15 protein-coding genes are annotated in these 13,709 nt (G+C 65.1%); 3 read left to right on the forward strand and 12 right to left on the reverse strand.

What is annotated here, in order from left to right:
- Nucleotides 1-8: 8 nt before the first annotated feature.
- The 9 genes from MSTE_RS15310 to rimP all read right to left on the reverse strand — a co-directional run bounded on the left by MSTE_RS15310 (nucleotide 9) and on the right by rimP (nucleotide 8,371).
- On the reverse strand, nucleotides 9-1,004 hold the full coding sequence (locus MSTE_RS15310; RefSeq protein ID WP_096502453.1) for a DHH family phosphoesterase: 996 nt from the start codon (nucleotides 1,002-1,004) through the stop codon (nucleotides 9-11).
- Nucleotides 985-1,461, reverse strand: coding sequence for a 30S ribosome-binding factor RbfA (gene rbfA, locus MSTE_RS15315; RefSeq protein ID WP_096502455.1), 477 nt, complete (start codon nucleotides 1,459-1,461; stop codon nucleotides 985-987). Before rbfA ends, MSTE_RS15310 begins: the two co-directional genes overlap by 20 nt.
- 1 nt (nucleotide 1,462) lies before the next feature.
- On the reverse strand, nucleotides 1,463-4,252 hold the full coding sequence (infB, locus tag MSTE_RS15320) for a translation initiation factor IF-2 (RefSeq protein WP_096502457.1): 2,790 nt from the start codon (nucleotides 4,250-4,252) through the stop codon (nucleotides 1,463-1,465).
- Between the two features lie 88 nt (nucleotides 4,253-4,340).
- On the reverse strand, nucleotides 4,341-4,658 hold the full coding sequence (locus MSTE_RS15325; RefSeq protein ID WP_096502459.1) for a YlxR family protein: 318 nt from the start codon (nucleotides 4,656-4,658) through the stop codon (nucleotides 4,341-4,343).
- Between the two features lie 73 nt (nucleotides 4,659-4,731).
- Nucleotides 4,732-5,166, reverse strand: a complete 435-nt coding sequence (locus MSTE_RS15330) for a hypothetical protein (RefSeq protein ID WP_096502461.1) — start codon at nucleotides 5,164-5,166, stop codon at nucleotides 4,732-4,734.
- Nucleotides 5,166-6,353: a globin domain-containing protein gene (locus MSTE_RS15335; RefSeq protein WP_096502463.1), complete on the reverse strand. Its 1,188-nt coding sequence runs from the start codon at nucleotides 6,351-6,353 to the stop codon at nucleotides 5,166-5,168. The genes MSTE_RS15330 and MSTE_RS15335 overlap by 1 nt, the downstream gene beginning before the upstream one ends.
- Nucleotides 6,354-6,357: 4 nt before the next feature.
- Nucleotides 6,358-6,771, reverse strand: coding sequence for an RrF2 family transcriptional regulator (locus MSTE_RS15340; protein WP_046254141.1), 414 nt, complete (start codon nucleotides 6,769-6,771; stop codon nucleotides 6,358-6,360).
- An 80-nt stretch (nucleotides 6,772-6,851) separates the two neighbouring features.
- Nucleotides 6,852-7,847: a transcription termination factor NusA gene (nusA, locus tag MSTE_RS15345; protein WP_096502465.1), complete on the reverse strand. Its 996-nt coding sequence runs from the start codon at nucleotides 7,845-7,847 to the stop codon at nucleotides 6,852-6,854.
- On the reverse strand, nucleotides 7,844-8,371 hold the full coding sequence (rimP, locus tag MSTE_RS15350; RefSeq protein WP_096502467.1) for a ribosome maturation factor RimP: 528 nt from the start codon (nucleotides 8,369-8,371) through the stop codon (nucleotides 7,844-7,846). The genes nusA and rimP overlap by 4 nt, the downstream gene beginning before the upstream one ends.
- A gap of 140 nt (nucleotides 8,372-8,511) precedes the next feature.
- Here rimP and MSTE_RS15355 point away from each other — a divergent pair, with 140 nt between their 5' ends.
- Nucleotides 8,512-8,979: a hypothetical protein gene (locus MSTE_RS15355; RefSeq protein ID WP_096502469.1), complete on the forward strand. Its 468-nt coding sequence runs from the start codon at nucleotides 8,512-8,514 to the stop codon at nucleotides 8,977-8,979.
- On the forward strand, nucleotides 8,976-9,446 hold the full coding sequence (locus MSTE_RS15360) for a ferritin-like domain-containing protein (protein WP_096502471.1): 471 nt from the start codon (nucleotides 8,976-8,978) through the stop codon (nucleotides 9,444-9,446). Before MSTE_RS15355 ends, MSTE_RS15360 begins: the two co-directional genes overlap by 4 nt.
- Here MSTE_RS15360 and MSTE_RS15365 read toward each other — a convergent pair.
- Nucleotides 9,443-9,931 (reverse strand): SRPBCC family protein, encoded by a 489-nt coding sequence (locus tag MSTE_RS15365; protein ID WP_096505950.1) that lies wholly within the window; start codon nucleotides 9,929-9,931, stop codon nucleotides 9,443-9,445. The genes MSTE_RS15360 and MSTE_RS15365 overlap by 4 nt on opposite strands.
- A gap of 11 nt (nucleotides 9,932-9,942) precedes the next feature.
- Nucleotides 9,943-11,685: a proline--tRNA ligase gene (locus MSTE_RS15370; RefSeq protein ID WP_096502473.1), complete on the reverse strand. Its 1,743-nt coding sequence runs from the start codon at nucleotides 11,683-11,685 to the stop codon at nucleotides 9,943-9,945.
- A gap of 116 nt (nucleotides 11,686-11,801) precedes the next feature.
- On the opposite strand from MSTE_RS15370, the gene MSTE_RS15375 reads away from it, so the two are divergent.
- Nucleotides 11,802-12,161: a hypothetical protein gene (locus MSTE_RS15375; RefSeq protein WP_096502475.1), complete on the forward strand. Its 360-nt coding sequence runs from the start codon at nucleotides 11,802-11,804 to the stop codon at nucleotides 12,159-12,161.
- Here the strand turns inward: MSTE_RS15375 and MSTE_RS15380 are convergent.
- Nucleotides 12,158-13,675: an MFS transporter gene (locus tag MSTE_RS15380; RefSeq protein ID WP_096502477.1), complete on the reverse strand. Its 1,518-nt coding sequence runs from the start codon at nucleotides 13,673-13,675 to the stop codon at nucleotides 12,158-12,160. The genes MSTE_RS15375 and MSTE_RS15380 overlap by 4 nt on opposite strands.
- Nucleotides 13,676-13,709 lie beyond the last annotated feature (34 nt).

Below are 13,709 nucleotides of genomic sequence, written 5' to 3' on the forward strand. Positions count from 1 at the left end.
CGGTGGCGTCAGTCAAGGGCGCGAACCAGAGCCGCCACCACCTCGTCGACCGGACCGGTAGCCGAGAAACCGGCAGCCAGCCGATGTCCACCGCCGCCGAAGGTGCCCGCTACCGCAGACAGGTCCACCGCGGAACGGGCTCGCATCGATATCGACCAATGGTCGGGTTCGATCTCCTTGAATACCACCGCAACCTCGGCCTCGGTCGTGGTGCGGACGATATCGACGATCGACTCGACTTCCTCGGTGCGCGCGCACGACCAGACATCGTGGGTAACAACGGCATACACCAATCCGGCACCCCCGACCGCGTCGGGAATCAGCTCCGCGGTGCCCAACACACGCGACAAGATCGGCAACCACACAAAAGGATGTGAATCCATGAACGTACGGGTGATGTTCACGCCGTCAGCACCCAGGTCCAACAGCCGCGCGGCCAACCGGTGCCCCTGCGCAGTAGCCCAGCGAAAAGATCCACTGTCGGTGACCAGACCGGCGTACAGACAATGGGCCATCTCGGGGGTGATGTCCACACTCCACGCATCGAGCAGCCGCGCCACCATCATCGTGGTCGAATCAGCCTCGATATCAACGTAATTCGCGGTACCGAAAAGCTCATTGGACACGTGGTGATCGATCACCAACACTGGCGCAGGGCCCTCGACCAGCTCACTGAGTTGACCGAGCCGCCGCACGCTCGGACTGTCGACCGTGACCACAAGATCGGGGTCGCGACGCAGCTCGTGCGGTGGGACCAGCAGCTCCGCGCCCGGCAGCGTTCCCACTGACTCCGGAGGTGTTGCCGGCGCCCCGAAACTCACCTGAACGTCAACGCCCTTGGCCACCAACACCTGGCCAAGAGCCAACCCGCTGCCCACGGTGTCGGCGTCGGGATGCACGTGACAGATGATCACCACTCTCCTGGCCTTGGCCAGGAGCTCCACCGCACCCTCTACGTCTACGCGTGCCCCCACGGCACCCGTCTCAATCGGGACGGCGCTCATCGTCCTCGCCGGGTGCGGATTCCTCGGCTGGAGACGCCTTGTAGGGATCGGCGTCACCGGCATGAACGGCTCCCTGCCGGACCTCGGCGAGCGCGGCATCGGCTGCGCGCGTCCGATCCAGCAGTTCCTCCATCTGCCGGGCGGAATCGGCCATCGTGTCGAGCACGAAGGTCAGGGTGGGCGTGAACCTCACTCCGGTCCCGGCACCCACCTTGGTTCGAAGCACACCCTTTGCCTTTTCTAGCGCAGCCGCCGCGCCGGCGAGATCCGGCTCGTCGGACAGAGTCTGCCCCATCACGGTGTAGTACACGGTCGCATCGTGAAGATCGTTGGTCACCCGGGTATCGGTGACCGTGACCATCGTCAGCCTCGGGTCCTTGATTTCGTACTCGATCGCCGAGGCGACGATGGCTCCGATCCTCTTGGCCAGTCGCCGCGCGCGAGCCGGATCGGCCACGTTAGACCCGTTCCTTTTCGCGGAGTTCGTACGCCTCGATGACGTCGCCTTCCTTGATGTCGTTATAGGTCAGCGTCAGACCGCACTCGTAACCGTCGCGGACCTCGACCACGTCATCCTTCTCGCGCCGCAGCGATGAGATGGTGACCGTCTCGGCGACCACGATGTTGTCGCGCAACAGTCGGGCCTTGGCATTGCGACGGATGATGCCCGAGGTGACCAGGCAACCTGCGATATTGCCGACCTTGGAGGACCGGAACATCGCACGAATCTCGGCGCGACCCAGCTCGACCTCTTCGTAGACCGGCTTGAGCATGCCCTTGAGCGCGCTCTCGATCTCGTCGATGGCCTGGTAGATCACCGAGTAGTACCGAATGTCGACACCCTCGCGGTTGGCCAGCTCTGTCGCCTTGCCCTCGGCCCGCACATTGAAGCCGATGATGATGGCATCCGAGGCCGAGGCCAGGTTGACGTTGGTTTCGGTGACACCACCGACACCGCGGTCGATGACCCGCAGCTGCACCTCGTCGTCGATCGCGATACCGAGCAGCGCCTCTTCCAGGGCTTCGACCGTACCTGCGTTGTCGCCCTTCAGGATCAGGTTCAGCTGGCTGGTTTCCTTCAGCGCGGCATCCAGGTCATCCAGGCTAATCCGCTTGCGGCTACGAGCGGCCAGCGCATTGCGCTTGCGCGCACTGCGCCGGTCGGCGATCTGCCGAGCGATGCGGTCTTCGTCAACAACAAGCAGGTTGTCACCCGCACCGGGCACCGAGGTGAAACCGATGACCTGTACCGGACGCGAAGGCAGCGCCTCCTCGACATCCTCGCCGTGCTCGTCCACCATGCGGCGGACACGGCCGTATGCGTCCCCGGCGACAATCGAGTCGCCGACCCGCAGTGTGCCGCGCTGGATGAGCACCGTGGCCACCGGACCGCGACCGCGGTCCAGGTGCGCCTCGATAGCCACACCCTGGGCCTCCATATCGGGGTTGGCCCGCAGGTCCAGCGCTGCGTCAGCGGTCAGCAGCACAGCCTCCAGCAGCGCATCGATGTTGGTGCCCTGCTTGGCCGAGATGTCGACGAACATGGTGTCGCCACCGAAGTCCTCTGCGACCAGGTTGTACTCGGTGAGCTGCGCCCGGATCTTGCCCGGGTCGGCACCTTCCTTGTCGATCTTGTTGACCGCGACCACGATCGGCACATCGGCCGCCTGGGCGTGGTTGATGGCTTCCACCGTCTGCGGCATGACACCGTCATCGGCGGCGACCACCAGGATCGCGATATCGGTGGCCTTGGCACCACGCGCACGCATGGCGGTGAACGCCTCGTGACCCGGGGTGTCGATGAAGGTGACGAGCCGCTCGTTGCCGTCCAGTTGGGTCAAGACCTGGTAAGCACCGATGTGCTGCGTGATACCGCCGGCTTCGCCCTCGCGGACGTTGGCCTGCCGGATGGTGTCGAGCAGTCGGGTCTTGCCGTGATCGACGTGACCCATGACGGTGACGACCGGCGGACGGATCTCCAGATCATCTTCACCGCCCTCGTCCTCGCCATAGGTGAGGTCGAAGGACTGCAGCAGCTCGCGATCCTCGTCCTCGGGGCTCACGACCTGGACGACGTAGTTCATCTCACCGCCCAGCAGCTCCAGCGTCTCGTCGCCCACCGACTGGGTGGCGGTCACCATCTCGCCGAGGTTGAACAACGCCTGCACCAGCGAAGCCGGGTTGGCATCGATCTTCTCCGCGAAATCGCTCAGCGAAGCGCCGCGCGCGAGCCGGATGACTTCACCGTTGCCGTGCGGCAACCGCACACCACCGACGACAGGGGCCTGCATGTTCTCGTACTCGGCGCGCTTTGCCCGCTTCGACTTGCGACCACGCTTCGGCGCACCACCGGGACGACCGAACGCACCGGCCGCACCACCGCGCTGACCGGGACGGCCGCCGCCACCGCCACCGCCGGGGCGACCGCGGAAGCCACCGGCGCCAGCGGCGCCGGGAGGACCACCAGCGGGAGCGCCGCCACCGGCACCGCCACCGCGGTAGTTACCGCCGCCGCCACCACCGGGACCACCCGGACGACCACCACCGGGACCACCGGGCCGGCCACCACCGGGACCACCCGGGCGACCACCACCGGGACGCGGCGGGCGCGGACCCATGGATCCGGGCGACGGGCGCGGGGGCATGTTGCTCGGGGAGGCTCCACCGGGTCGAGGAGCTCCGGGACGCGGCGCCTGAGGACGCGGCGCAACAGGACGTTCCACCGGCTGTGCCGACGAGAATGGGTTGTTGCCGACGCGCGGCACTCGGGGAGCACCGGGCTTGGGGCCGGGCGTGGCACCCGGACGGGGTGCCGGCGCGGCAGGTGCGGGAGCGGCTGCTTCCGCCGCGGGTGCCGGCGCAGCGTTCGGCGTGGGAACCGCAGGCGCAGCAGGTGCGGGTGCGGGTGCCGGAGCCGGAGCCGGAGCCGGAGCCGGAGCCGCCGGAGGCTCAGGCACAGGGGGCGCCTCGACAACCGGCTCAGCAATCTTCTTCGGGGCCGGCTTGGGGGCTCCGGGCTTGGGACCGGCCTTCTTCGGGGGAGCCGCCGCCTCAGCGGGCGCACCATTGGACGCGGCGGGCTTATCGCCGCCGCCGAATGCCTCACGAAGACGCCGCGCGACGGGGGCTTCCACCGTCGAGGACGCGGATTTCACAAACTCGCCCTGATCGCTCAGTCGGGCGAGAACTTCTTTACTGGTCACACCGAGTTCTTTAGCTAACTCGTGTACCCGGGCCTTGCCTGCCACTGCTCTCCTGTCTGCGAGGCAGCGGCTTCAGGCGCCGTGCCTCGTGTTAGCTGTGATGGACGATCATCATCGACGCTTCACGGTGTGCTCATTGTTTGTCGTTGCCAATCTCTTGGTATTGCTCAACATGTTCGAAGACCACGGAGGTATCCGGGGTTCCGCCGATCCGCAGCGCTCGAGCGAAAGCCCGCCGTTTCACCGCCAGGTGATAACACTGCGCCGACCTGTGCAACCACGCACCTCGGCCGGGCAGTCTGCGGCGGGCATCGACAACTACATGCCGATCATCCGCAGCAACCACACGAAGCAGATCTGCAGCCAACTCTCGTCCCCGGCAACCGACGCATGTCCGTACCGGTTTACCGGTCGGGGCATGTGCGAACGCCGAAGTCTCGCGCTGGATCACGGCTTAGTCTACCGTCCGCGACACCTTATTTATGAATCGGGCCACAGCCTCGAATGACACGGCTGTATTCCGGTCACCGAACCCCTGCCACGACGAGCACCACGACACCGATCAATGCCAGTGTCTTGATGCACTCGATCGCGACATATGCCAGGTGCAGGCGGCTGCGCCCGGCATACGCGGCTCCGTGGCGAATCGCATTGGTTCGTCTCATCATGGCCGGGCGCACAATCACCAGCTGAACCGCGAGGCAGGCACATGTTGCGAGAACAGCGGCGACTGCGGCCGTGGAGAGGTGGCCGGCCACCACCAGTAACACCAGGGCCGAGGCCACCGCACACTCCACCGCGTTCAGCGCACCGAACACCAGACGGCCTATCCCGAGCCCTATCTGAAGGGTGACACCCGGGGCCCGGAATTTCAGTGGCGCCTCGATGAATGAGATCGCCACCACCAGGCCCAACCAGAATGCGGCCAGTGCTGCCACCACGACGTCGATGCGTGTCATCACATAGCCGATGCCAACGGCCCAAACAGCTCGTGATTGATCTGCTCCTGCGGAATCCCCAGAGACACCAGGTCGTCATTGATGGCCGACATGAACGGCCGCGGGCCGCAGACGAACACCGTGGACAGTCGGTTGAGTGGTAGTCGGTGCAGGCTCATGCGGCCGACACCGTGCACGGGATGCTCCACATGCGCCCGTTCGTACCATGTGTGCAGCCGGCCGGCGGGCAGTCGTCCCACCAGATCCGCCAACTCGTGCCGGTAGGCGTGTGCGGCCGCCGACTGGTCGGCGTGCAGGACCACGACCTCTCGCGGCGACTGTGTGGCCACGAGCTCTTGCAGCATCCCCATGATGGGCGTGCAGCCGATACCCGCGGATACCAGGACCAGCGGATCCGTCGAATCGTCGAGGGTGAACTCGCCCATGGGCACCGAGACGCGCAGCTGTTGCCCCTCGAAGACGTTGTCGTAGATGAAGTTCGACACTTCGCCCGCAGGGGTGCCACTGGCGCTGATTCGTTTGACGGCGATACGCCAGCCGCCCTCATGTGCGCCCCGGGACAAACTGTATTGACGAATCTGCCTGGCCCCGTCCGGCAACGTAACTTGCACCGATATGTACTGCCCCGGAAGGAAACTCGGTAGTTCACCGAATACAGCGCGCAACTCGAACCCGGCCACATCCGCCGATTCCAGCTGGCGGCGTACCACCACGACCTGCCGCCACACATCGCCGGGCGCAACACCCGCAGCGCCGTACAACGCCTTCTCGCGTGCGATCAACTCATTGGCCATGAGCCAGTAGAACTCGCTCCACGCCGCCGCGACCTCTGCGGTCACCGCGTCCCCCAGCACTTCAGCGATCGCCGCAAACAGGTGCTCGTAGACGATCGGATACTGTTCGGCGACAATTCCCAGCGAGGCATGCTTGTGCGCGATCCTGTCGAGCACCGAATCATATTGGGCGCCATTGCCTTCCAACACCATCCCGGCGAAAGACGCGATCGACGCGGCGAGCGCCTTCGGCTGCTCCCCCGCCGCCTGGTTGCCGCGGTTGAACAGATCACGAAGCAGTTCGGGGTGCGCCGCGAACATCTTGGAGTAGAACAACGGTGTAATCTCGTCGATCGCCCCGGCAACCGCGGGGAGAGTTTGACGGATGACTGCCAGCGACTCTGCTGATAGCACGTGACTACTTCCTTTCCATTGTTGGACGGGCGATTTCGGCCACAGTCCACTGATCGAGCTCGGCGAAGAATGCCTCTTGCGCCGAGCGAAGCGCGTCGCGCAGGCGACAGTTGTGCCGAAGGGGGCAGGGCACCCCTCCCTCGCAGTCGATGACCTCGCCGTCGCGCTCCAACTTTCGGGCCAATGATCCGACCCGACGGTCGAGCCCGCCCTGCGTGATGCACACTCCCCCGTGGCGTCCGCGCGTGGACTCGATCGCGCCCATTTCCGAAAGTCGGGCAACAACTTTCGTGGCGTGCGTATAGGACACACAGAGTTGGGCGGCAAGATCATCGGTGTGCAGCTGAACGCCCGGCCCTGCGTTGGCCAGCCGCATGACGATGCGCAGACCCAGGTCGGTGAATCGCGTTAGTTGCACATAACTTGTATATGAGATGCAAGTTATGTGCCGATAGGGACTTTGGTCAGTACCTACGGGCTACCGAGTACTACTCGGCGTTAGTTTTCGGGATCTGCGTCACTTCTGATGTCGATACGCCATCCCGTCAGACGCGCGGCGAGCCTTGCGTTCTGCCCTTCTTTACCGATGGCCAGGGAAAGCTGGAAGTCGGGGACGATGACGCGCGCAGCCTTACCCGCCTCATCGATCACCGAGACCGACACCACCTTGGCGGGCGAGAGCGCGTTCGCGACGAACCGCGCGGGATCCGGGTCGTAATCGATGATGTCGATCTTCTCGCCGGCGAGTTCGCTCATCACATTGCGCACGCGCTGGCCCATGGGGCCGATGCAGGCACCCTTGGCGTTGAGCCCGGATACCTTCGAAGCCACCGCGATCTTGGACCGATGCCCCGCCTCGCGGGCAACCGCGACGATCTCCACGGAACCGTCGCTGATCTCCGGGACCTCAAGCGAGAACAGCTTGCGCACCAGATTCGGGTGTGTCCTGGACAAGGTGATCAACGGCTCACGTGCGCCTCGGGATACTCCGACGACATAGCAGCGCAACCGATCTCCGTGGCGGTACTCCTCGCCCGGCACTTGTTCGGCCGCAGGGATCACACCTTCGGAGCCCTTCGTCTCACTGCCCATGCGAACCACGACAAGACCACGCGCGTTGGCCCGGGCGTCGCGCTGGATCACACCGCCGACAATCTCGCCCTCACGCGTAGAGAACTCGCCGAACTTGTGCTCGTTCTCCGCATCGCGCACACCCTGCTGGAACACCTGCCGCGCGGTGGTGGCCGCGATGCGGCCGAATCCTTCTGGCGTGGCATCCCATTCGGTGATGAGATTGCCGTCCTCGTCGGTCTCGCGGGCCAGCACGCGGACCACACCCGTCTTGCGATCGAGTTCGATACGCGCATTGGGTTCGTTGCCGTCGGTATGCCGGTAGGCCGTCAGGAGCGCCGACTTGATGATGTCAATCGCCTCGTCAACCGTGATGCCCTTATCGGCAGCCATCAGGTTTACCGCCGCGGGATCGATATTCATGCGCCACCTCCAGTTTCGGCTGCCCCAGCCAGATTGAGTTCTTGCGGGTTGGGTGTTGTGAACTCCACCTGCACAACCGCGCTCTCGATATCGGAGAACGCAAGGTCACGCACGGTCCAGCCGGTGCCCTTGACAGGCTTACGCAACACCACCTGTATCCCGTCATCGTTCGCGATGCCGATGCGGCCGAGTAAGTCTTCGCCATCGGTCAGGCGAATCTGCGCCAGCCGACCATGTGCACGTCGAAAATGCGTGGGAGTGGTCAACGGCCGGTCGACGCCGGGCGTGGTGATCTCCAGGTCGTACGCCTCCCAGCCGGTGTCCGCCTCGTCCAACAATCCCGATGCGGTCCGGCTCAGTGCGGCGACCGCGTCCAAGTCCACGGGAGAATCCGAGTCGACCACCACGGCGATGCGGGCGGGAACCGTGGCTTCGTTGACGACGACGCTCTCGATCTCGACGCCTGACCGGGAGAACTCGGGACCCAGCAGCTCGATCACCTGGTCATCGGATGGCAGCCCCATGGCGATTGTGGCTCCTCATCTTGAGTTGTCGGGCGGTTCAGCTTGCACACACTAGTCGGACTCTCGTCCTGACCAGCACTCCACCTTACGCCCGGCGAGGGCTGTCATGCGCGAACCGCGCGCACTGGCAGGATGGGCGAATGCCCAGAAGCCTGTCGCGCCGCGACCTGTTGATCGGCGGGGCCGCACTCGGCGTCGCCGTCGTGGCCGCCGCGTGCCAGCAGGCACCCGACACCAAACCCGAGGTGGACGACCTGCTCACCCAGATCGACCTTGCGCAGCGCGATGCGGCATCGGCCTCCGCGGCGGCCACCGCCAATCCAGATGTGGCAGCCGCGCTGATGGCCGTGGCGACAATCCGCCGGGCGCACGGCGTCGCGCTGAGCAAGGAGCTCGCGCGCGTCCCGGGGGCGACCACGACTGCCCCGGCTTCCAGCACCACCACCGCACCGGCGTCAGCTCCACAGGTCGATCAGGTCAAGACTCAACTCAAGGACTCATCGCGATCGGCGATGGATCTGGCCACCAAATACAGCGGATACCGCGCCGGCCTGTTGGCCTCGATCAGCGCGGCATGCGCCTCGGCCGCCGAGGTTGATCTGCCATGACCACGACCGAGCCCACCCCACAGCCGGCCTCCTCGACCGACGACACCGCGCTGGCCGATGCCCTGGCCAACGAGCATGCGGCCATCTACGCGTATGGGCTGGTGTCCGCGCACTCGGTGCCCGACAACAACTGGCTGGTCACCGAGTGCCTGATCGAGCACCGACAGTGCCGCGAGGAGTGCATCGCCAAGCTGCGTGCCCGTTCGGCGGCCGCACCGGTGGCCGCCGCCGGTTACAAGGTCCCGTTCCCGGTGACGAACCCCGCCGATGCCACGAAACTGGCGCTGCAGCTCGAGGCGGACACCGCGGCGCGCTGGCGGGCCGTCGCCGAGCAGGCCGACAACAGTGACGATCGTGGATTCGCGGTGCGAATGCTCACCGAGAGCGCGATTCGCGCGGCGCGGTGGCGAGTTGCCTCCGACATCACGCCTGCCAGTGTCGCGTTCCCGGGAGGGAACGAAAACTAAGCGAAGTGCTTCTGGGTGTCGCTGATCAGTCCGGACAACCCACGACGGATCACCGGCTTGAGGTGGCGGGTGAACCCGAGCGAGGGCTCGATGAAGAAGCTCCAGGTGAACAACGACCCCGTCGCGGTACCCACCACTTCATAGAGCTCGCCGAAACGCCTGGTGCCCGGAAAGGTCGCCGTCTCGACGGTGAACGCATTGCGATACCGCTCGGGGCTCTCCTCCCACACAATGAACCGTTCGTGCACGGCCGCACCGGGGAGCGCGAGCTTGGCGGTGCGGGTGGAACCCACGCCGCGCGGCTCCGGCGAAGTCCAGCTGATCTTGTTGATGGCCTTGCACCAATGCAGCGGGCTTTCGCCATTGAGTTCGGCCCACACCGTTGCCGCATCCTTGGGCAGGGGCGTGGAGAACGTGTACACGAAATCGCTTGTGTTGAAATCGCTTTCGACCAGCGGGGCGAGCTTGAAGGACGGCATGACTATTACAATATCGCCTACCGAATCGCGGCCGTGACGGACGTCACTGCATCGGCCACCGCAATGGATTGCGCCTCTCCGGTGAATCGGTTGCGCAGCTCGATGGTGCCGTCGGCCCAACCGCGGCCGATCACCACAATCCAGGGCACGCCGAGCAGTTCGGCATCCTTGAATTTCACACCCGGCGAAGCCGTCCGGTCGTCGAGCAGCACCTCGTGACCCAGCCGATCTAGATCGGCGGCCAGCGCTTCGGCGCCGGCCCGCGCGGCCTCATCCTTGTTCGCGATAACCACGTGCACGTCGAACGGCGATACCGCGGTAGGCCACCGCAGCCCAAGCTCGTCATGCTGCTGCTCGGCGACGACGGCCACCAGCCGCGAGACGCCGACGCCGTAAGAACCCTGGGTGAGCCGCACGGGCTTGCCGTTCTCCCCGAGCACATCCACGGTGAACGCATCGGTGTATTTGCGGCCCAACTGGAAAATGTGGCCGATCTCGATTCCGCGTGCTGACACCAGCTGACCTGCGCCATCGGGTGACGGATCGCCGTCGCGAACCTCGGCGGCCTCGATGGTGCCGTCCGGGGTGAAGTCGCGCCCCGCGACGAGGTTCACCACATGCTTTCCGGGTTCGTCGGCGCCGGTGATCCAGCTGGTGCCCTCCACGACCCGCGGATCTACGAGGTAGCGAACACCGTTGGCGATCAATCCTTTCGGTCCGATGTATCCGCGCACCAGGAACGGATGCTTGGCGAAGTCCGCATCACCGAGCAGCTCGTATTCGGCAGGCTCGAGCGCGGCTCCGAGTCGCTTGTCGTCGACCTCGCGGTCCCCGGGGACTCCGACGGCCAGCAGCTCCCACTCACCACCGGGCTGACGCACCTTCAGCAGGATGTTCTTGAGGGTGTCGGCGGCTGTGACGGTCCCGCCGAGATCAGCCGAATTCGCCCAGTCAACCAGCGTCGCGATGGTCGGGGTATCGCCCGTCTCGTGCACGACGGCCTCAGGCAGGCCCTCCACAGACCGCGCGGGTGGTGCCGGCGTGATGACGGCCTCGACGTTGGCCGCATAACCGGATTCCACGCACCGCACGAAAGTGTCTTCCCCGGTAGGGCTTTCAGCGAGGAACTCCTCGGACGCGCTACCACCCATGGCTCCCGAGGTGGCCGCGACAATCACGTAGTCCAGGCCCAGCCTGCCGAAGATGCGTTGGTACGCCTCGCGGTGTGCGCGGTAGGCGGTCTTGAGGCCGTCATCGGAGGTATCAAAGGAGTACGAGTCCTTCATGACGAATTCGCGACCGCGCAGAATGCCCGCGCGAGGACGCGCCTCGTCCCGGTACTTGGTCTGAACCTGGTAGAGGATGACCGGAAAATCCTTGTAGGAGCTGTACTCCCCCTTCACGGTGAGCGCGAACAACTCCTCGTGGGTGGGGCCGAGCATCATGTCGTTATCGCGGCGGTCCTTGAGCCGGAACAGTGAGTCGCCGTACTCGGTCCACCGGTTGGTGGTCTCGTAGGGTGCGCGCGGAAGCAGAGCGGGCAGCAGGATCTCCTGACCGCCAATGGCATTCATCTCTTCGCGGACGATGTCCTCGATCTTGCGGAGCACCCGCAGGCCGAGCGGCAGCCAGCTGTACACACCCGGCGCGATGGGACGCACGTATCCCGCGCGGATGAGCAACTTGTGGCTGGGGACTTCGGCATCGGCCGGGTCGTCGCGCAGCGTCCGTACGAAAAGCTCGGAGAGCCGGGTGATCATTGATGAGCCTCTCGGGCGAAGACCATGTTTTCGTTGAGCCTCTCGGGCGAAGACCGTCAGTTACGGTTGCACAGCATATCGGCGCGCCATCGCGGCCTCCGGCTAGCATCGAGCGCATGCGTGCGTGGGCGATCATTCCGGCGATGGCGGTGTTCGGTGTGGGGGTCGCGGCGCCGGCCGACGCCGCCCCTGCCACGGTCAAGTACTCGTTGTCGGCGATCGGAATCGGCAATGCCGACTTCACCGTCTCCTATCAAGACGGCAATCAGCTGCGCGAAGAGTCGGGGCACACGTTCGCCGGGTACTACTGGGAACGCACGGTGAAACTCAACGGAGCGGCGCCGGTTCTTCGGGTGACCGCGGACGGACCTCCGAGCGTCTTCCGCATGTCGTGTCACATCACCGTCAACGACGGCATTCCCATCACCAACGGATTGCTGTTCCGCGCCGGGGACTACACCCCGCAGGACTGCTAGGCCGGCTGTTCTTCGTCCAGACCCTGGTCGTGCGCGGTCTGCGCCTTCTGTGCGTGCGCGACGTCGGCCGCGGTGTAGCTTATGAACAGCGCCGCCACCCCGACCAGCACCGCGGTTCCGGCGATCCACAGCAGGCCATAGGTGTAACCGTGATCGAGGGCGTGCAGCTGCGCCTGGTTCATGTTCTGCACCGGGCCCTTGGCACCGCCCAGGTACAGCGTGCGCGAGGTGATGATCGCCTGGATGATCACCAGAACGATTGGGCCGCCGAGGTTTTGCAGCATGAGGGAGATCGCGGATAGCGGCCCGATGCGGTCGGCATCCACCCCGGTGATGGCCGAGAGGATCACCGGCACCACGATGGTGCCGATACCGAGCCCACCGACGAAGATGAGCGTCGCGAAATCCGGGAAGTAGTCGATGGTCCGGTCCACCGTCGAGCCGTAGAGCATCGCACCGAACACCACGACACCGCCGCACAGGATCAGCACTCGGGGCGCCATTCGCGTGACGAGTTGCGAGGACAGAGCCAAGCCGATTCCCATGCCGACGACGAACGGGATGGCAGAAACTCCGGTTCGCAACGGGCTGTATTTCATCAGATCCTGCATGTACAGGCCGATGGTGATGGTCAGGGTGAACAGCACGCCGCCGGCCATGAAGATCGACGCGAGCGTAGCAACCCGGTTGCGGTCCTTGAACAGGCTAAGCGGCAGTACCGGGTTCTCCGCGGTGCGCTCGACCAGCAGGAACGCGATCAGAAGCACAGCGGCCACAATCAGCGACACGATCGTGTAGGGCGAATCCCATCCGCGGTCGGGCCCCTGGGTGAAGCCGAACACCGCGGCAGTACAGCCGAGGGTCGCCAACACCGATCCCGTGACGTCCAGCTTCATCGGTTCGCGTTCGGTCTCGGTCAGTGACCGCACGGCCAGGTAGATCATCAGCGCACCGGCGGGCACGTTGATAAGGAAGGCCAGACGCCAGGACACCTCGGCCAGCGCACCGCCCACGATCAGTCCGGCGATGGATCCCACCCCCGTCATGGCACCGAACACCGCGACCGCTGCGGTACGCAGCGGTCCCTTGGGGAAGGTGGTCGCCACCAATGCCAACGCCGTCGGCGAGGCGACCGCGGCGCCCACTCCTTGAATGAGACGGAAAACAGCCAGTCCGATGTCCTCTTGCGCGAGGCCCACCCCGATGGAGGCGAGGGTGAACAACGCGATGCCGCCGATGAAGACGCGCTTACGGCCGAAGGTATCGCCGAGTCGTCCACCGAGCAGCATCAGTCCACCGAAGGACAGCATGTACGCGGTGATGACCCAGCTTCGGGTGGCATCGTTGAGGTGCAGCTCAGCCTGGATCTTGGGCAGCGTGACCACCGCAATGGTGCCGTCCATCGTGGCTAGAAACTGCATACCGGCGATCGCGATGACGGCATATAGGTAGTGCCGGGACGGCAGGAGTTCTCGCGCCTTTTGAGTGAGCTGCTCGACGCTGAGGGCAGGCATGGAGGACACCTTACCGTCCTCTTAACGTGCCCTT

It is taken from the genome of [Mycobacterium] stephanolepidis, from assembly GCF_002356335.1.
In the GTDB taxonomy this organism is placed as follows: Bacteria; Actinomycetota; Actinomycetes; order Mycobacteriales; family Mycobacteriaceae; genus Mycobacterium; species Mycobacterium stephanolepidis.

Bases quoted from the DNA above. Each gene is read 5' to 3' on its own strand.
- MSTE_RS15355 (WP_096502469.1), top strand. From the start codon at position 8,512: ATGCCCAGAAGCCTGTCGCGCCGCGACCTGTTGATCGGCGGGGCCGCA.
- MSTE_RS15330 (WP_096502461.1), bottom strand. From the start codon at position 5,166: ATGACACGCATCGACGTCGTGGTGGCAGCACTGGCCGCATTCTGGTTG.
- rimP (WP_096502467.1), bottom strand. From the start codon at position 8,371: ATGGGGCTGCCATCCGATGACCAGGTGATCGAGCTGCTGGGTCCCGAG.
- MSTE_RS15310 (WP_096502453.1), bottom strand. From the start codon at position 1,004: ATGAGCGCCGTCCCGATTGAGACGGGTGCCGTGGGGGCACGCGTAGAC.
- MSTE_RS15375 (WP_096502475.1), top strand. From the start codon at position 11,802: ATGCGTGCGTGGGCGATCATTCCGGCGATGGCGGTGTTCGGTGTGGGG.
- MSTE_RS15360 (WP_096502471.1), top strand. From the start codon at position 8,976: ATGACCACGACCGAGCCCACCCCACAGCCGGCCTCCTCGACCGACGAC.
- MSTE_RS15380 (WP_096502477.1), bottom strand. From the start codon at position 13,675: ATGCCTGCCCTCAGCGTCGAGCAGCTCACTCAAAAGGCGCGAGAACTC.
- nusA (WP_096502465.1), bottom strand. From the start codon at position 7,847: ATGAATATCGATCCCGCGGCGGTAAACCTGATGGCTGCCGATAAGGGC.
- MSTE_RS15370 (WP_096502473.1), bottom strand. From the start codon at position 11,685: ATGATCACCCGGCTCTCCGAGCTTTTCGTACGGACGCTGCGCGACGAC.